The organism is Paenibacillus sp. FSL M7-0896, from assembly GCF_037975415.1.
In the GTDB taxonomy this organism is placed as follows: domain Bacteria; phylum Bacillota; class Bacilli; order Paenibacillales; family Paenibacillaceae; genus Paenibacillus_AQ; species Paenibacillus_AQ silagei.
This window is the reverse complement of sequence record NZ_CP150250.1, coordinates 1057895-1076378: the sequence shown is the minus strand read 5'-3', so window position 1 is coordinate 1076378 and position 18484 is coordinate 1057895. Positions and strand designations below refer to the sequence as shown.

Here is an 18484-nt window from a genome sequence, read left to right as displayed (position 1 = left end):
CCGTCCGTCTGTATAGTAGTACTATAAGCTTGAAGGCATCGCCCAACAATTAGACGATCCGATGATTTTGTATAAATAATGATAGTATTCTCACTCCGCCGATGGCGGCCGTGAGGGCAGAAGAACCGATACCCTGGTGCCTCCCTGCTCACTTGAACGGATGACCAGGCGGCCTTCCTGCCCGTACAAATACTCGATTCGTTCCCGGATATTCCACAGTCCAATCTGTTTCATCGCCCCTGAACGAAGTCGCGCCGGCGGCAGGGTTCCATTCGTAATGGCCTGCGCCTTCTCCTGGCTCATCCCGCAGCCGTCATCTCTGACCGAGATCAGCAGCCTTCCGCTGCGCTTACGGATAATGATCTCAATACGGCCTACAGACTCCTTCTCCGCAAATCCATGGAAAATAGCATTTTCCACCAGCGGCTGGATCAGGCTCTTTGGAATATAGTCCCCTTTCGCCTGTTCTTCCACGCTCCAGACTACCTCGAACCGGTCGGCATACCGGTACTTCTGAATGGTAACGAAGTGATTGATAATGTTCATCTCCTGCTCCACCGTGATATACAGACCGGCATCGCCGATATTGACAGCATCATGCAGAATGCCAATGAAGGATTCAACCATCTCTTCAATCGCGGCGTAATTCTTTTTGCGGGCCAGATATACCACGGTGTTCAGGGTATTGTAGATGAAGTGGGGGTTGATCTGGGCGAACAGCAGCTCGGCCGTCATTTTACGCTTCCAGCGCTCCTGCTCCACCTTCTCACTCATCTGCCGCTCAATATCGCCAAGCATCGTCTCAAAACCATTCTTCAGCACAGACAGCTCATCATTGCTGCGGAACGAGAGCTGAACATTATAGTTGCCCATAGACACCTGCTTCATCGCTTTGGTCATCTGCAGAATCGGACGGATAATATTGGAGATAATCGGAAGAAACAGCAGAAAGCACAGCACCAGACACAAGGCGAGGAAGACGGCCCAGTAGCGGACAATATAACCCACCCATTCATAGAAACGTTCATTGGAGGTAAACGTGGAGACGGACCAGTCCGATTTTTCAAAAGCGCTGGCCAGATAATAACCCTTGTCATGCTTAACGACTTGAATGTCCGGGCTGTCTGCGCTCAGCGTGTGGGCAGGCATCTCAGTGGCGGTGCCTTGCTGATAGAGCAATGATTGACCCGGGCCGATCCAGGCTACCTGGTCGAAGGACTGGCCCAAGTACTGGAACAGACTCTCAAAAGCTGCGTAATCAATATTCAAAAGCAGCACTCCGCCATACTGGGGATCAAAACGGATAAAGAAGCTGACAATTTTTTTGCTCTCGGGGTCCTGGATCAGATGGGGGGCTGTGAACCCGCTTTTGGCATTGTTCTTCAAGGCATCCTGATACCAGTCCTCTTGCAGCAGCCGTTCAAAATACGGATCAATATACAGCGAGGACCAGAAAATCTTCCCATCAGAGCGGACGATGGCCGAGCTCTCAAGGTAGTCCCGCAGCACATTAAATTTGGTCAGCTGAGTGACCACATCGCGGTATGCACTAAGCTCGTCATACGTAGAGGAATACTTCAACCTTGCAGCGAACTGCTGAAGCAGCTCATCGTTGACCATATTGGCGGCATATTTCTGCACATCGTCAATCATATGGTTCATCTGATTCGTGGTCTGCTCCAGATGGATGGTATCCTCACGCAGGGCCTGCGCTTCGAGAATCGAAGAGAACTGCTCATACGCCAGGGCACTGATGGCCGTTACCGACAGCGTAACGATCAGAATCACGCTGCCGAGAATTTTATTCTTAATTTTTCGCATAGCTATTCGCTGCCCCTCTGCTGCAGGAAGTCCTTGGGTTGTATGCCCGTTGTTTTTTTGAAAACCTGGCTGAAGTATTGGCTGGTTTTGTACCCTACCTTCTCCGATACCTCGTAGATCTTGTACTCACCAGTCTGCAGGAGCTGCTTCGCCAGCCCGATCCGATATTCCGTCGTATAGTCGAGCAGGGACTGGCCCGTCTCCCGCTTGAAGGTTGTCCGCAGATGGATGCTGCTGATCTGCAGATGGCCTGCGACCGTCTCCAGGGACAGATCGGGATCGGCGTAATTCCCGGCAACATACTCCATCGCTTTGTTCACCCAGCGGGAATACTGCTTCGGACTCTGCGGCTGCTGCAAGCAGTCTTCGAGAATCCGGTACAAGCTGTTAACTACTTGCCGCGCGTCTGTGCCCAGCTCCTGGTCTATGGCGAAGCTTCCGTCCTTGCGGCATGCGCCTCTGATCTCACCCATGACGGCGCGCAAATCTACCAAGTAGGCCTGGGTAGCGATGTGGTCCAGACCGGTCTTCAGCCGTTCCAGCAGGCTGCGTTCGGGAGATAACAGGTATTGTCTGACCTCTTGAGCAATACAGGTAGCTTCCCGAGTAGAAGCAGCTTGCTCCAGCAGAAATACAGCACCTGGCGGCAAAAACACAGAATAATCATAAGCCTGCCTCATCGCCGCATATCGGCGGTCCGGCAATTCTGCGCCATTGCCTGCGGAGAGGATCACTCTGGGAAGGTTCCCCCGATAGTAAGACTCCAGACAGAGCAGAACTTGGGCAGCGAGTTGCCGCAAGCTATAGTGCTGGAGCAGCAGACTGCTGGAAGAGGTTATCTTCAGCAGCACGATGTATCCGCCTTCATCCATCTCTAGAAGTTGAAGCTCCTCCAAGTCCGTTGTCTGACGGCGGATCTCTTCTTCGATATTCTTCCATACGAGGGCCGTGCCACTGCGCGTATTACTCCGGCTGCCGTCCAGCTTCATTGCAGCCTCCAGCTCGAAATACAGCAGTCCGGGCTGACCCTGCTGATAATCTGCGACGAGGCGGTGCAGACGGGATTCCTGATTTCCTGCAGGAGCCTGATACTTGCCTGCCAGCATATCCTTAAGCAGGATATGGAGCGCATGTCCGTGCCCTTCTTCCTCGGCGGCCTCCACTGCCAGACCTTCCTTCAGCAGCTTCAGCTGTTCCAGCAGGCGGTTACGACTAATCTCATGCTTAAGCAGATAATGGGCCGCGCGCAGCTCCAGCGCCTGGCGGGCATAGTCGAAATCCCGGTAAGCAGTCAGAAAGATCAGCCGCGTTCTTGGGGCAAGCTGGACGACATGCCGCCCCAGCTCCAAGCCGTCCATCGGCGACATGGAGATGTCGGTGATGACAATCTGCGGCTGTAATTCCTCGAACATCCGCAGCGCCATGCGCCCGCTGGTCGCCTGGGCGACCACCTGGAAGCCATTCTCCTCCCACGGAACCGAGTGGTACACATGATCTAGTGCAAGCGGCTCATCATCTACGAGCATGACTGAAATTAATGAATTCACTGTAGAAATCCTCCCGTCCCTGTCGAATCCTGATATATATGCAGGTATAACGGAACATGGAAGGGCTGTCAATGGAAATGGATTCCTAAATAAATTGCAGATAGCCCTAGTCTTCCACACAAAAAACTCACCGGCCGGCATTATCCAAGACTGCCGTCCGGTGAGTCGTTAACATCGTAATTTTTATGAAAATATGCTTCTGAACACCACCGGATCAAGTCCTCCCGCTCTTTCTCATGCAGCTTGACCAATTGATTCAGAACGAAGATCCTCTGCACCATATCCTCAGCAAAACGCAGTTGATTCGTGTAGTAATCGATTTCCCTTTGATAGGCCGAGTACTCTCCGTTGTTATGAGCAGAATAAGCTTTTAACAATTGAAGGTGAAGATCATAGATCTCAGAGTAATTCATTACCGTAGACTACCTCCCAATAAGGCGTTTACTAGTATTGTCTCCAAGATTGATAGGATTATACGATAGAACTCCACTCTTCATTTAGAATTGCATACTGGTACGCATCATGCCATACAGGCTGCCCGTCATCTGTTCTTTTGAAAAAGGCTTTTTTCTTGAAATGCCCTTCACGGCGCATATTCAATCGCTCCAGCAATCTCCAGGAAGACGCGTTCTCAGGATTACACATAGCCACCACCCGATGAATTCCTAATTCTTCAAACCCGTATTCTAAAACTCTTTGGCAAGCCTCAGTGGCATAGCCTTTTCCATAAAAATCAGGGTTGAAGATGTAACCTATCATCCATGTTTTAAATTCAGCAGGCTCTTGTTGCCCAAAATAAACATGACCGATCATTTTATTGGTCTCCTTCAAGCTAACTGCCCAGAAACAATCTCCTTCCGCACGTTCCCTGGCCATATTCTTGCATTCCTCTTCACCGCTTACACCGCCCGGCTCGTATTTCAGCACCTGCTCCAATGACAAATACTCGTGTAAATCGCTCCAGTCGTTTTCTGAAAATCTACGAACAATTAGCCTTTCCGTTTCCAGTAACATAGGATCTCCCTTTCATTCATCTTCGTTTCTCCATTCTAAAGGTTTCAGGTAATTGTCACCAGCTAGAGCGTGATCAAGTTAGAATTCTTTGGAAATCACGTATTTCTTTCCATGAGATTAAATTAATATTCTCTTTATTAAGCACTTTCTTAATATCTGGGTCTATTAGTAATAGATACTCAATCCCACGCTCAAAATAACAATTCGTTACAGACTTCAATTCTTCAGTTATTTTCGATGGATGTATAGTTAATTGTGTTATACCGGGCTTAATATTTTTTAATAGCGTGAGCAACTGTCTCTTCATTTCCTCATATTCCACGGGCTTACAGCAGTACGGCAAAGAAATTATATCATCAATAAACAAAATCCCACGTTTTCTTCCTGAATTAATTCTAATGCGAAAAGTTTCTTTTTGCTTGTTATTAAAAAATGGTTGTTCAATTATTCTTGTTGGTAAGTTAAAGGGGAGACGATATTTCTCGCAAAGATCAAAGGTTATTTCTAAAAAATCATTGCCCGCATATAAACCCATAATGCTACCACCATGACTGTCAAGATGAGTTGGGTCAATTCCTAACATAGTTGCACTTTGTATTTGAGCCTCTAATTCAATTCTAACTTCTTCATCATCAGCATTTTCCTCTATATACGAAATGTCATTATGGAATTTACCATTCTTATTGATTAGACTTTTCAATGGCCTTTCTTGAAATACTGGACTATATGAATGATGCTCACCGCTTGTTAAGGTAAGATGAATCCCGATATTTTCTAGAATGTTTTGATTACTAAACTTAAGGGCTTCCCGCGCTGCTGGACAGGGAAACATTATAGATGTTGAGGTTATAGCTTGTTGTTCAAATAGACTAACAATCGCTTCATTAGTTCCCTTAGTTATTCCGAAATCATCAGCATTAATAATTAATAAACGGTCATCTGAAGAAAAGCCTAATTTGCTTATCATAAAGATCTCCACCTCGACTAGTTTTGTGATCATAAAAGAAAAACAGTAGGGATACAAAACACATTGTCATGTGCGTATCGCTACTGTTTAGTTTCAAAAAAACTAAATACAAATTAACCCTAACGGGTGAATGATGCTGATGCCTTCCCTCACCGGCCGCTTGTATAGAGAATTGTTGCACTTCTTGCAAGATTCATCTATACCGATTACTCAATGAAGTACAATGTTGCATGATTTGCACAAATTTCGGTGGTTAGATCAAGTTAGCGCTGGATTTGTTGTATTTTGTGCAGGATTTCAGCATAGACCGCCCTCTATGGAGCAGTATTGTTGCATTTCTTGCATCATTCCTCAATCAATGTTACTGGCTGTGGGGCATGCCCCCTTCCCCCGGCGCAGCAGCTAACACAAAAAAGCAAAGACCCTTGGATAACCAAAGGTCTCTGCTCATTCCTAGTATGCGGTAGAGAGGACTCGAACCTCCACGGGTATACACCCACTACCCCCTCAAGATAGCGTGTCTGCCATTCCACCACTACCGCATATTGGTGACTCGTATGGGATTCGAACCCATGTTACCTCCGTGAAAGGGAGGTGTCTTAACCCCTTGACCAACGAGCCAAATTTAAAGTTTTTCTTTGTGACAACAAAAATGAGTATATCAAACGTCGGCGGATTTGACAAGCCTTTTTTTGAAGGTCGCATTTCCCGGAAAATACGGGGAGAACCGCAGTGTGCAGCCTCTGCTTCTCCCCTCTTAAGATCAGCTATCCCCGCCCGCAGCCAGCACCTGGATTCCATCCGTATATTCATACCCCAGACTCCCGGCCACCGCAGCATTGGTCACCTGTCCAGCTACCACATTCAGGCCGCGCGCAAGCGCCGCGTTATTCACCGCAGCCTCACGGATGCCACGGTTTGCAATCTGCAGCGCATAAGGAATAGTCACATTGGTCAGCGCCAGTGTCGAGGTCCGGGCGACTGCCCCAGGCATATTAGCTACAGCGTAATGGACCACGCCGTGCTTCACATAGGTCGGGTTCTCATGGGTGGTGATCCGGTCAATCGTCTCGATCGACCCGCCCTGATCAATCGCAACGTCCACAATTACAGAGCCCTCTTCCATCTGCTGCACCATATACTCTTTGACCAGCTTGGGGGCACGGGCACCGGGAATCAGCACCGCTCCGATCAGCAGATCCGCCCGGCGCACAGCCTGCTCCAGATGATAGGAATCCGACATCACGGTCACCAGCCGCCCGCCAAAAATATCGTCCAGCGCGCGCAGACGACCCGCATTCAGATCCAGCACCGTGACGCGCGCCCCCATGCCCAGCGCGATCTTCGCCGCATTGGTGCCGACAATTCCGCCACCGACAATGACGACCTCTCCCGGCTGCACGCCAGGCACACCGCCCAGCAGAACGCCCTTGCCGCCATACGGCTTCTCCAGCAGGCCGGCGCCGATCTGCACCGCCATCCGTCCGGCGACCTCACTCATCGGAATCAGCAGCGGCAGCGAGCCGTCTTCAAGCTGAATCGTCTCATAGCCCACAGCGGTCACACCGCTATCCACCAGTGCTTTGGTCAGCTCTGCTTCAGGTGCCAAGTGCAGATAGGTGAAGAGGATCAGCCCTTTGCGGAAATAACCGTACTCCTCCGGTAGTGGCTCCTTCACTTTGATAATCATCTCCGCCTTGCTCCAGACCTCAGCGGCCGTATCCAGAATCACAGCGCCTTTATCCGAATATTCCTTGTCGCTGAAACCGCTGCCTATGCCGGCAGAAGCTTGAATATACACATCATGACCTGCCTTCCGGAGCGCTTCCACCCCGGCCGGGGTGATGGCGACGCGGTTCTCGTTATTCTTGATTTCTGCGGGTACGCCAATAATCATGCCGATTCCCCCTCAAAGTTGTTCTATTATAGTCAACATTGTATCCCTGTAAGATGCGAAAAGAAAGGCTCCCATTCGGGGCCTTCCTCTTCACGGTTAAGGTGAGGCAAGAGGCTCCCTGGCCTCCTGCGGACCGGCTCCCCCGTTCCTTCACCTTAGTATATGCAATTTCGCAGCTTAAGGATTAACCTTGGTTTCAAAGGTTTGCTTCCCGTCCACGAATTTCAGCACAACTGCGGCTTTGACCGGGTCATGCTTGTCGTTCAGGGTGATTTTACCTGTAGCGAGCTGCAGATCCTTAGTCGCTGCCAGTGCTTCTGTAATCTTGGCCGGATCAGCTTCACCCGCACGGGTAATCGCATCAGCCACCAGCTTCAAGGCATCATAGCCCAGGGCCGCCATACCATCAGGAACCGCTCCGCCGTTAGCCGCTTTATAGGCGTCTACGAAGCTGGTTACTTCAGGAGCTGTATCTTCAGGCGAGTAGTGATTGGACATGAACGTGTTCTCCAGCGCTTTGGCACCGGCGATTTCCGCCAGCTGCGGGGAATCCCAGCCGTCGCCACCGAGGAACGGAACGGTAATGCCCATCTCACGGGCCTGCTTCACAATTTTACCTACTTCTTCATAATAACCAGGCAGGTAGATGACATCCGGGTTCGCTGCTTTGATTCGGGTGAGAACTGCTTTGAAGTCAGAATCCTTCTGCTGGTAAGACTCCTGGCTCAGCACTTCGCCGCCTTTGGCCTTGAAGGTCTCTTCGAAGAACTTCTGCAGACCCTTGGAATAGTCGGAGGACGTATCAGTATAGATAACTGCCGTCTTGGCCTTCAGGGAATCGAGCGCAAAGTTAGCCATAACCTCACCCTGGAACGGATCGATGAATGCGGCGCGGAACACATATTCATTCACATTGCCGCTGCGCTCATCCACGGTTACCTTCGGATTCGTAGCGCCTACCGAGACCAGCGGGATCTTCTTCTCCGTAGCTACCGGAACGATCCCCAGTGTGTTGGTCGATGTGGATGCGCCGATGATGGTCACGACCTTATCATTGGTGATCAGCTTCTGCGCCGCTTGTGTAGCTTCCTCCGACTTCGATGCATTGTCTGCAACTACCAGCTCCAGCTGCTTGCCGAGTACACCGCCTGCGGCGTTGATCTGGTCCACCGCCAGCTTCGCGCCCTTGGAGGCCGAGTCGCCGAAAGAAGCCTGGCCGCCGGTAAGCTCCAGGTCAGCCCCGATTTTGATCGTGCCTCCGGCACTGTTCCCGCCGCTTGCAGAGTTACCGCTGTTCTCTGTGTTGTTGCCGCAGCCGGATGCTAATACCGCAGTCAATACTGTCGACAAGATAATGGCCCCAATTTTCTTCATAGTTTCTCCCAGCCTCCTGATTATTTAGTTTATATATGTTGTTTCTGTGATGCTGCTGTAGGATGGATACCTCTGCTAGTGCCCGAGATAAGCCATTTTGATCTCATCGGAATCGGCCATTTCCTTGGCATCCCCTTCAAGCACTACCCGGCCTGTCTCCAGGACATAGGCACGGTCGGCGATTTTGAGCGCCTGGTGGGCATTCTGCTCAACCAGCAGGACAGTGGTTCCGGCATCGTTGACTTCCTTGATAATCCGGAAAATATCCTGGACCAGCAGCGGCGCCAGCCCCATCGACGGTTCATCCAGCAGCAGCAGCTTCGGGTGGCCCATAATAGCCCGGCCCATTGCCAGCATCTGCTGCTCCCCGCCGGATAAGGTCCCGGCCTGCTGCTTCTTGCGTTCAAGCAATCGCGGGAAGGTGTTGTACACCTTCTCGAAGTCAGCAGCCAGGCTGCTTCCATCCTGCAGGTAAGCGCCTAATTCGAGATTCTCCTCGACAGACATATTGGCGAATACGCGCCGTCCTTCGGGACAATGGATCAGCCCTTCTTTGACAATCGCCTGAACACTTTGATTCGCTATGGATTTATTCAGGAATTCGATACTTCCTGTCTTGGGCTTCAGCAGCCCCGAGAGCGTCTTAAGCAGCGTAGACTTGCCGGCGCCATTGGCACCGATCAAGGTCACGATCTCTCCCTGCTTCACGGTGATGCTTAGCTCCTTCAAGGCATGAATCGCTCCGTAATAGACATTAATCCCTTGTACTGTAAGCATAGCGTTACGCCTCCTGTCCCAAATACGCTTCGATGACCTTCGGATTGTTGCGGATCTCCGCCGGTGTTCCGTCAGCAATAAGGATTCCGCGGTCCAGCACGTAGATGCGGCTACAGACCCCCATAACAAGTGACATATCATGCTCGATCAGCAGAATGGTCAGGTCGAACTCCTCCCGGATCCAGGCGATCAGATTCATCAGGTCACGCGTCTCATTCGGGTTCATCCCGGCGGCCGGCTCATCGAGCAGCAGCAGCTTCGGTCCGGCCGCAAGCGCCCGGGCAATCTCCAGACGCCGCTGATTCCCATAGCTCAGGTTGCTCGCCACCTCTTCACTCTGGTCAGCCAGATTGAAGATTTTGAGAATCTCCATCGCCTTCCGGGTAATCTCCTCTTCGCCCTGGAAATGCTTCGGCAGACGTAGCATCGAAGAGAACAACGAGTGCTTCGCATGCTGATGGAAGGCAATCTTGACGTTCTCCAGCACGGTCATAGCCGTAAATAGGCGGATATTCTGGAACGTACGCGCAGCGCCTTTATGATTGATCTTGTAAGGATTCATCCCGCCGATAGACTCATTGTTCAAAAGAATGCTGCCCGACGAAGGCGGGTACACTCCGGTCAACAGGTTGAACAGTGTTGTTTTACCGGCACCGTTGGGTCCGATCAGGCCGATCAGCTCGCCTTTATCAATATGAAGGGATACCTCACTGACCGCCTTCAGTCCTCCGAAGGCCCGGCTGGCCGCTTTCACATCAAGGAGTACCGCTGCTCTCGATTGCGTCATTTGCCTTCGCCTCCTTTTTGCCGAACTTGCCAAATGAGAATTTGCTTACGCCAAGCAGGCCGCTCGGACGGAAAATCATCATCAGAATGAGCACAATCGAGTAGATAATCATGCGCCATTCCGGGAATTCACGTAAGTAGGTGTACAGCAGGGTAACGAACACCGCACCCACGATAGAACCAGCCGTACTGCCCAGCCCCCCAAGAACCACCATGACGATAATTTCAAAAGACTTTAGGAAGTTGAAGCTGCCTGGCGTAATAACATAGAACGTATGGGCCGACAGGCCGCCCGCCATACCGGCAAACAGTGCACCGATGGTGAAGGCGATGATTTTGTAGCGTGTCGTATTAATCCCCATTGCCTCAGCAGCAATCTCATTCTCGCGGATCGCAATACAGGCCCGGCCGTGAGTGGATCTAATGAAGTTATTAATCAGTACGACTGAGATCAGAGTGAAGAAGAAGAGCATGGTCCAGGTCGTCTTGGCCGGAATACCGCTGAGCCCTGAAGCACCGCCGACATATTCCGTATTCAGCATAATGATGCGGATAATCTCACCGAACCCCAGCGTAGCAATAGCGAGATAGTCCCCGTTAAGCCGGAGCGTAGGCATCCCGATCAATACACCGAATAGCGCTGCCAGCAGTCCGCCCGCAAGAATCGCAGGAATGAACGGCACATTGTAGTCAAGGGTAAGAATCGCTGAGGTATACGCACCCACCGACATGAACCCGGCATGACCGATGGAGAACTGCCCGGTAATCCCGGTAATCAGGTTCAGCGACACAGCCAGCATGATATTAACCCCGATGAGCAGCAGCATAGACTGATTCACATCGCTAAGGATTCCTGTTGTTAGAAGAACTTTTATGATTCCATAGAACGCAAGGGCAATAAGAATGCCCAGCCAGAATTTTTTATTTATCTTTTTCACGGCAGCTTCCCCCTACACTTTCTCCCGGACATTCTTGCCGAACAGCCCGGATGGTTTGAAGATAAGGATTAGAATCAGTACCGCAAAGGCTACACCGTCACGCCAGGAGGAGAACCCGAGCGAAGAAATCTCTGTCTCAACCGTTCCCAGCAGCAATCCGCCGACAAGCGCACCCGGTATACTGCCAATTCCTCCAAGCACTGCCGCGACAAAAGCCTTAAGCCCGGGCATTACGCCCATGAGAGGATCAACCGAATTGTACGTCATGCCGAAAATCACGCCCGCCGCAGCGGCCAGCGCCGAACCGATGGCGAAGGTGGCTGAAATGGTGCGGTCTACGTTGATGCCCATCAGCCGCGCCGCTTCTACATCGAAGGATACGGCCCGCATGGCTTTGCCCGTTCGGGTGTACCTGACGATATATTGCAGCACTAGCATAAGAATTATGGTTGTTAGCAGAATCATAATCTGATTGGATTCGACCTGGATGGAAGAACCGAACAGGTGATATTGCTTCTTATCCATAATATCCGGGAAGCCCTTGGCCTGCGGCCCGAGGATCAAGACCCCGGTATATTCGAGCAGGAAGGATACGCCAATCGCAGTAATCAGAGCCGCTATCCGTGTGGACTTACGAAGCGGCTTATACGCCAGACGTTCGATGCTGATACCTAGCAGCGCACTGATCGTCATCGAGATCATCAGCGACAAGAGCAGTACAACGATAGGCGGCAATCCCGCATTCGCCAGGTATTTGGCACTGTATAGACCGATGAACGACCCTACCATGAATACATCGCCATGCGCAAAATTAATCAGCTTGATGATACCGTACACCATTGTGTAACCAAGGGCGATTAGAGCGTAAATGCTGCCTACGGATATTCCGTTTATTAGTTGCTGAATGAAGTACTCCATCGCCATCCCCTTCTCCCCATATTCATCTTGTATACCCCTTTCTCTGTGCTGCTTCTCTTTTCTTGGATTATGATGTCATTTATATTAACACAAGGTCAGAGAATCGTCACTAATTTTTGTGGAAATTAATACAAAATTCAATTATTGGTGTTATATTACATAACATGATATATGTAGGATTCGGTAGGTTATTGTAGGTTTACGAAAAATGCGCAGAAAACAGGAGAAAAACAGAGGATTTTTAAGCAGGAACGTTTTAGAAGTTGTTTCCTTTTCTTATACAATACTTTTTTTCTGCGGAATTAATATAACATTTGTCTCTTTACAGCATCATTCCTTCAATTAATTAAAGGGGTAACGGATTGAACCGGCAGTGTGCGGTGGTAGAGGTCAGGATTAAGCGTATAAAAGTCCCCCTGCGTCTACAGTCTCATTGATGACTGGGCCAAGGTCCCAAGGGCTGCTAGGCTCCAGGTTGTTCCTCGCATTCCCGTTCGTTGCTATACTCTACCAAGCATTACACACATTCAAAGGAGTGAAATTGAAATGAGCAAAATCGAAAAAGAGGTGACCGTCCAATCTGCCAGGAGAGGGTTGCTAGTATTCTTCCTGATACTCATTCCTCTTACGGCTATTAGTTACATACTGGCTCTTACTGTAACGCCTGTATATGGCTTGCTGCTGATGTGGGCTCCCGGGATCTCCTCCATACTCACCCGTATCCTGCTGCGTGAGGGCTTCGCGGATATCTCCCTGAGATTCGGGGGACGGCGCACGTTGAAGGCCATTCCATTCATCTTGTTGTTGCCGGTGGCGGTTGGCCTGGTGGCCTACGGAACCGCCTGGATCACAGGACTGACGGAGTATACCGGCCACAATGGCAATATTGCCGGTTCGCTGGTCGGGGCTATCCTGATTCAAATGTCCATCGGAACCGCGACGGGAATCATCAGCAGTGCAGGCGAGGAATTAGGGTGGAGAGGATACATGCTGACCCGGCTCATCCAGGCCCGCGTACCCAGACCTATAATCACGGGCGGTCTGATCTGGGGCGTGTGGCATATCCCGGCGATTCTAATCGGCAGCTACTATTCAGGCCCTTCTCTGGCCTTATCGATCGTATTGTTCATGATAACCATCAGCTCATTTAATATCATTATTAGTCTATTGCGCTTAAGCACGGGGAGCATATGGCCGGCTGTTCTGCTCCACGCCTCATGGAATGCCATCATTCAGGACGCTTTCGACCGGTTCACCAACGGGAAGAATGCCTATCTCTGGACGGGTGAGTCGGGGATACTGGTGGCTGTTACACTCGTGATTGCAGCGTGGATCTTCTACAGAAGATCTGCGCTTGTAAAGGATGCCCGGTTGTAAATTGTAGTACGGCAAAATCCGGGCAAAAAGTAAGCCCATGCACAATTGCATGGGCCTCTCACAGAACTGGAAGTGCGGGTCATCGCATCCGAAAACCATCGTGTGGCAATGATTCTCTAGTCCAAATATACGGCCTTCCCCGTCTGGGCCGATTCATAGATTGCCTCCAGAATCCGGGAGACCACGTAAGCCTGTTCAGGAGTCACGACCGGATCTTTATCCTGTTCGATCGCTTCGATCCACTTTCTTAATTCGATATCCGTAGCTTTCTCTTCTTTGCCGTCATAGAAGGCTACTCCCCCGGCACCAAGCTCAATTTCATTCGTGTATAGCTTGCTATGCTTCTCCCCGTTAATCCGGAGGCCGTCCTTCATGTCCGCCCCCGCTTCGGTTCCGCTCAAGCTGCACTTGGCTTCATCCACATCCAGCGAATTCAGCGCCCAGCTGGCTTCCAGCGTAATCGTTGCGCCGTTCTCCATCACAATCATCCCGAACGCCGAGTCTTCCACGGTGAATTTCTTCGGGTCCCAGGGTCCCCAGGCGTTGGCAGCGTCTTCTTTTTGGGAGAGCTCGTGGTATTTGGTCCCCAGAACTACCTTCGGTTTGTAGTTATCCATCATCCATAGCGTCAGATCCAGCGCATGGGTTCCAATATCAATAAGCGGGCCGCCTCCCTGCTTCTCCTCATCCAGGAATACGCCCCAGGTAGGGACCGCTCTGCGCCGGATGGCATGTGCTTTCGCATAATAGATATGGCCGAGCTCGCCTGCTTCACAGACTTTTTTCAGGTACAAGCTGTCTTGCCGGAACCGGTTGTCATACCCGATAGTCAGCTTCTTCCCTGTACGTTTCGCTGCTTCAGCCATACGTTTGGCGTCCGCCGCAGTTTTGGCCATGGGCTTCTCACACATCACATGCTTGCCCGCTTCCAAAGCCGCAATAGATATTTCCGCATGCGCATCATTGGGAGTAAGCACATGAACAATATCAATGGAAGCATCCTTCAATAACTCCTGATAGTCCGTATAGACAGCAGCATCCGCACTGCCGTATTGTTCAGCAGCAGCCTCAGCCCGTTCCTTGATAATATCGCAAAAAGCTACCACTTGAACCTTATCCTGTCTGCTTAAGGCCGGCAAATGCTTCCCGTTCGCAATACCTCCACAGCCGATCACTCCAACACGATACACTTTGCTCATCGCCATCTCATCCTCACTGTTCATGTATTTTTCGGGCCTTGCGGTAGGCAGCCGGGGTCATGCCCAGCCGCTTGCGGAATACCGAATGCAGATAGGTCGCATTGGTGAACCCCTCGGACTCCGCGATGTGTTCAATCGACAGGCTGCTGGCTTCAAGCTTGCTGCACACTGCCTTCAACCGGATCTCTTCAAGAATCCGGCTGAAGGGTTGATCCGGATCAACTTGCTTAAATATCCGCTGTAGCTGCCTCGGGCTGATATTCAGCTTCTCCGCAACATTCTCCAGCGTCACGGCTGCTGAATAATTCGCTTCCATGTACTGAACAGCATATTGATAGCGGTAGGTCAACATATCCCGTACGGGTGCCTCAGCTCCCATCCCGCCTGTATCATAAGCTCTGGTTACCTTGAGCAAGATACTGATCACGAGATGCTTGATGGATGTGTAATATCCCGCAAGCTTGCCGTCACAGGCTTCATAGGCTTCCAGAAAACACTTCATCGCCCTGTGATAATCCTGCGCCGGGATAAGCGGCAGCCTCCTCAGCTTCTCCACACATTCCTCCGCTTCCGCAACCTCCCATGGGTCTGCATCGTCCCTCTGCTTCTCCGCAATATGGATATGCAGACATAACTCCTCCATCGACTCTTCCGCATCGGCTTCCTGACGATGCATAACGCCCGGTCCGGTCAAATAGAGCATTCCCTCCGATAAAGGATACTGCTGATCGCCAAGAATGACCGTTCCCTTGCCCCGTGGTATGAAATGAAATTCAAATTCAGCATGGTTATGGAAATCAATGACCTTCCCCGGCGGAAAAGAGGTCAAATGAAACCGGAGAACAGAAATTTCATAATGTCCCCACAGGATGGAAATATCCAGTCTTTCCAGCAGATCCATCTTCTCAAACATAATCTCGAAAGGAAAAGGGCTCATGTTAACCTCCTGCTTAAGCTACGTCAGGTATCGGATAAGTGATCAAGACTTCAGTTCGGCTAACCGGACCACCCGTCCTGCCTTCGCCGAGAGATTCGCCGCCTCCATTAACCGGGTAAGCTCCGTTGCCGCTTGAATATTGTCAGAAGCAAGCGTGTTGTTCTGGATGTGGGCAACCCACTGCTCAAAAGCGCTGTCACGGTTGGCCAGCACAGGCGTATCATTCCAGGCAGCCCCTTGATCTGCCGCTTTGGTACTTCTGACGAGCAGCTTCGCTTCAGGCGTTCCATAGAGCAGAGTTCCTTCCGTTCCATGCACTTCTATGGTAAAAGGAGAGTAGCTGTTCACGAAGCCGGCTTCCACCACACCGATCGCTCCCGAACCGGTATAGAGCGTCGCTACTGCGTTGTCTTCCACTTCCTTGCCCGTCACATATCCGAAGCTCGCGCTTACTCCGGTCACCTCTTGACCCAGAAACAGCCTGGTCAGGTACATGGGATGACATCCCAGATCAATCAAAGCCCCGCCCTGACATTGCTCCAGGCTATAGAAATGCTCGGGAAGCCAGTTGGCCGTTGCGCCGTTATGGGATAAACGGACTCTGACATAAGTGATCTCCCCAAGCAGTCCCTGGCTTAGAATGTCTGTAACCGATAACGTGTAACCGTCATTTAGCCGCGGCAGAGACACGGTCAGCTTCACTCCATGATCCGCGACCTCGGAGAGGATTTCATTCACCTCACTCAGCGTTGCAGCTACAACCTTTTCGGTGAAGATGTGCTTGCCTGCTCTGGCCGCCGCAATCATGACCTCCCGGTGCATATGGGTTGGCGCGTCGACAATCACGGCATCGATATCCTTCCGGGCAAGCATGTCCTCCAAAGAATCATAAAACGGGACATTCAAACTCTCTGCCGCCTTCCTGCCCCGCTCCGCATCCTCGTCCCATACCGCAGCAATTTCCGTATCGCTATGCTCCTGAGCCTGCTTCGTATAATCCCAGGCATGTACATGCCAAAAGCTGATCTTGCCAATCCTAATGCTCACCCGCCTGCACCTCCATATACATTATTCTGACATCACCTATAAAGTATCATATAATAAGCAGGATTTTTAGTAGATAAATGCGACATCGACTATATGGAATTACGACATCAGACAGGGAGATCGTATCGTTCAGATGTTCAGTGTTTCCCGCTAAAAGGACGCAAAAAAGGAGCTCAATATGAGCTCCTCCAACGAACCACTGAGGGTTCTCATCCCTGGCAGGGAAGTTTAATCAGAACGGAGAGAGAGGGATTCGAACCCTCGCACCGCTTACGCAGTCTAACCCCTTAGCAGAGGGTCCCCTTATAGCCACTTGGGTATCTCTCCAAGTAATGGCTCCCCGAACAGGACTCGAACCTGTGACAACTCGATTAACAGTCGAGTGCTCTACCAACTGAGCTATCAGGGAACATTAACATGAACAAGGATTAATTTATCATGATTCTACGGGTTAGTCAAGCGCGTAGCGAGAGATTATGAGATCGTTTACAAACTCTACCTATCTGTAGGGTATCCCTATAGGTGTTGCTTATGTCAGACCCACTCTCCATCCAGCGGAACAGCCACGCGGCTCAGTAAGCCCTCCTGTTCAAGGCGTTGCTTCAATAGTTCCCTCGTCACATGGCAGTGGTTAATCGTATCCATATGCATAGCAATTACCGAAGCGGCCGGAGCGGCATGGCATACCTCCACCACATCCTGTTCGTTCATGGTAATGGGGCCTCCGCTCAGGAAGCTGGCACCTCCGGCATTGACTATAATGACCTCCGGTGTCTGCGCCGCTATCACCTGCTGAACCTCTTCGCACCAGATGGTATCTCCCGCCAGGTACAGCACAGGTTCGCCCTCCGCCCGGAAGACGAAGCCGGAGACCTTGCCCATTAATTCCCCGATCTCCCCTGTCCCGTGATGCCCGCCTGTACGTGTCAGGGTCACACCGCCGACGGACACAGAGCCGGTATCCATAATTTCTGTAACACGCTCAAAGCCCTGGGCAGCAATTCGCTCCCCATCACCTTCCTGGCAATACACCGGCAACTCCTTGGACAACTGCTCTACTGCCGCAGCATCCCAGTGATCCTGATGTAGATGCGTGACCAGTACAGCATCCGGCTCCAGCCACTGCTGGACAGGCCCCGGCAGAGGCACCAGCGGATTCCGGCGGTCATCGCCCGAATTCATAATCGGCGGATTCACGCCCTGCGCACTCAGCATGGGATCGATCAGAAACGTCGCACCGCCGTATTCCAGCCATAGGGTGGCGTGGCGGATCAGCTTAATTTTCATCATATGCACCTCTTCCCGGATGTCTTACTTAAGATCAATTTCTGATACAATAAGTATAAATCAGGGCAAGAATAGAAGACATTGCGCCGCGAAAGAGATTCTTACGTTCTGCTTTCAGCCGGAAAGGAATTCAAGGAAATGACCTCTTACCTCATCGACAATACCGATTACCGCATCCTCCAGCTCCTTATCGGAGACTCCACCTTAAGCCATAAGGATATCGGGGCGATGGTCCATCTGACCGGCCAGGCTGTAGGCGCACGTGTCCGCAGATTGCGGGAGCTTGGCATCATTGAAGGCTACACCATCCGTTATAACCCGCTGCAGATGGGTCAGAACATTCATGCCTTTATAACGGTTTTTCTAAGCAGCAACAAGGATCATCCGCCTTTTCAGGCTTTTGCGAAGACCCATGAGAGTGTCACCGAGCTGTACCGCATCAGCGGGGAAGGCTGTTACTGGATGCGGGTGCGTACGGTGGATCAGGACGCGCTGACCGCTTTTTTGGACGAATTACTGAAGTATGGGAATTACCGGATCAACCTGGACATGGGCCAGATTAAATAGCATTAAGTATAAGAACTGCCAAGGAGGCCGA

Annotated in this window: 17 protein-coding genes and 4 tRNA genes; 2 read left to right on the top strand and 19 right to left on the bottom strand. The window is 51.0% G+C overall.

Annotated features, from left to right (window positions below; genetic code table 11):
- Nucleotides 1–90 precede the first annotated feature (90 nt).
- The 13 genes from MKY12_RS04545 to MKY12_RS04485 form a co-directional block, all read right to left on the bottom strand.
- A complete protein-coding gene (locus tag MKY12_RS04545) occupies nucleotides 91–1821 on the bottom strand; it encodes a histidine kinase (RefSeq protein WP_339313058.1) in 1731 nt (576 codons plus the stop codon).
- A gap of 2 nt (nucleotides 1822–1823) precedes the next feature.
- Nucleotides 1824–3368, bottom strand: a complete 1545-nt coding sequence (locus MKY12_RS04540) for a response regulator (protein ID WP_339254207.1) — start codon at nucleotides 3366–3368, stop codon at nucleotides 1824–1826.
- A gap of 140 nt (nucleotides 3369–3508) precedes the next feature.
- Nucleotides 3509–3781 (bottom strand): hypothetical protein, encoded by a 273-nt coding sequence (locus MKY12_RS04535; RefSeq protein ID WP_339313057.1) that lies wholly within the window; start codon nucleotides 3779–3781, stop codon nucleotides 3509–3511.
- Nucleotides 3782–3839: 58 nt separating this feature from the next.
- On the bottom strand, nucleotides 3840–4382 hold the full coding sequence (locus MKY12_RS04530) for a GNAT family protein (protein ID WP_339313056.1): 543 nt from the start codon (nucleotides 4380–4382) through the stop codon (nucleotides 3840–3842).
- A gap of 73 nt (nucleotides 4383–4455) precedes the next feature.
- Entirely contained in the window at nucleotides 4456–5349 is an 894-nt protein-coding gene (locus MKY12_RS04525) for a polysaccharide deacetylase family protein (RefSeq protein ID WP_339313055.1), read from the bottom strand.
- Between the two features lie 459 nt (nucleotides 5350–5808).
- Nucleotides 5809–5891: transfer RNA gene (locus MKY12_RS04520), tRNA-Leu, on the bottom strand.
- A gap of 4 nt (nucleotides 5892–5895) precedes the next feature.
- Nucleotides 5896–5970 (bottom strand) — tRNA-Glu (locus MKY12_RS04515).
- A gap of 142 nt (nucleotides 5971–6112) precedes the next feature.
- The gene (gene ald / locus MKY12_RS04510) at nucleotides 6113–7246 is read right to left on the bottom strand and encodes an alanine dehydrogenase (RefSeq protein ID WP_339313054.1); all 1134 of its coding nucleotides are present in this window, start codon (nucleotides 7244–7246) and stop codon (nucleotides 6113–6115) included.
- Between the two features lie 177 nt (nucleotides 7247–7423).
- On the bottom strand, nucleotides 7424–8620 hold the full coding sequence (locus MKY12_RS04505; RefSeq protein ID WP_036723351.1) for an ABC transporter substrate-binding protein: 1197 nt from the start codon (nucleotides 8618–8620) through the stop codon (nucleotides 7424–7426).
- Between the two features lie 75 nt (nucleotides 8621–8695).
- A complete protein-coding gene (locus MKY12_RS04500) occupies nucleotides 8696–9397 on the bottom strand; it encodes an ABC transporter ATP-binding protein (RefSeq protein WP_036723349.1) in 702 nt (233 codons plus the stop codon).
- A 4-nt stretch (nucleotides 9398–9401) separates the two neighbouring features.
- On the bottom strand, nucleotides 9402–10184 hold the full coding sequence (locus MKY12_RS04495; RefSeq protein WP_339313053.1) for an ABC transporter ATP-binding protein: 783 nt from the start codon (nucleotides 10182–10184) through the stop codon (nucleotides 9402–9404).
- The gene (locus MKY12_RS04490) at nucleotides 10153–11121 is read right to left on the bottom strand and encodes a branched-chain amino acid ABC transporter permease (RefSeq protein ID WP_339313052.1); all 969 of its coding nucleotides are present in this window, start codon (nucleotides 11119–11121) and stop codon (nucleotides 10153–10155) included. Before MKY12_RS04490 ends, MKY12_RS04495 begins: the two co-directional genes overlap by 32 nt.
- Before the next feature lie 12 nt (nucleotides 11122–11133).
- Nucleotides 11134–12039 carry a branched-chain amino acid ABC transporter permease gene (locus MKY12_RS04485; RefSeq protein WP_036723345.1) on the bottom strand — a complete coding sequence of 302 codons (906 nt, stop codon included), beginning with the start codon at nucleotides 12037–12039 and terminating at the stop codon, nucleotides 11134–11136.
- Between the two features lie 546 nt (nucleotides 12040–12585).
- Here MKY12_RS04485 and MKY12_RS04480 point away from each other — a divergent pair.
- Nucleotides 12586–13416: a type II CAAX endopeptidase family protein gene (locus MKY12_RS04480; protein ID WP_339313051.1), complete on the top strand. Its 831-nt coding sequence runs from the start codon at nucleotides 12586–12588 to the stop codon at nucleotides 13414–13416.
- 116 nt (nucleotides 13417–13532) lie between these two features.
- Here MKY12_RS04480 and MKY12_RS04475 read toward each other — a convergent pair whose 3' ends face one another.
- The 6 genes from MKY12_RS04475 to MKY12_RS04450 form a co-directional block, all read right to left on the bottom strand.
- Nucleotides 13533–14615, bottom strand: a complete 1083-nt coding sequence (locus MKY12_RS04475; RefSeq protein WP_339314778.1) for a Gfo/Idh/MocA family oxidoreductase — start codon at nucleotides 14613–14615, stop codon at nucleotides 13533–13535.
- A gap of 13 nt (nucleotides 14616–14628) precedes the next feature.
- The gene (locus MKY12_RS04470) at nucleotides 14629–15552 is read right to left on the bottom strand and encodes a helix-turn-helix domain-containing protein (protein ID WP_339313050.1); all 924 of its coding nucleotides are present in this window, start codon (nucleotides 15550–15552) and stop codon (nucleotides 14629–14631) included.
- A 42-nt stretch (nucleotides 15553–15594) separates the two neighbouring features.
- Complete coding sequence (locus MKY12_RS04465; protein WP_339313049.1) at nucleotides 15595–16599, bottom strand: Gfo/Idh/MocA family oxidoreductase; 1005 nt, start codon at nucleotides 16597–16599, stop codon at nucleotides 15595–15597.
- Nucleotides 16600–16837: 238 nt separating this feature from the next.
- Nucleotides 16838–16926: transfer RNA gene (locus MKY12_RS04460), tRNA-Ser, on the bottom strand.
- A gap of 6 nt (nucleotides 16927–16932) precedes the next feature.
- Nucleotides 16933–17008, bottom strand: a tRNA-Asn gene (locus MKY12_RS04455).
- 125 nt (nucleotides 17009–17133) lie between these two features.
- A complete protein-coding gene (locus tag MKY12_RS04450) occupies nucleotides 17134–17886 on the bottom strand; it encodes an MBL fold metallo-hydrolase (RefSeq protein WP_339314776.1) in 753 nt (250 codons plus the stop codon).
- Between the two features lie 138 nt (nucleotides 17887–18024).
- Here MKY12_RS04450 and MKY12_RS04445 point away from each other — a divergent pair, with 138 nt between their 5' ends.
- Nucleotides 18025–18453 (top strand): Lrp/AsnC family transcriptional regulator, encoded by a 429-nt coding sequence (locus MKY12_RS04445; protein ID WP_339313048.1) that lies wholly within the window; start codon nucleotides 18025–18027, stop codon nucleotides 18451–18453.
- Nucleotides 18454–18484 lie beyond the last annotated feature (31 nt).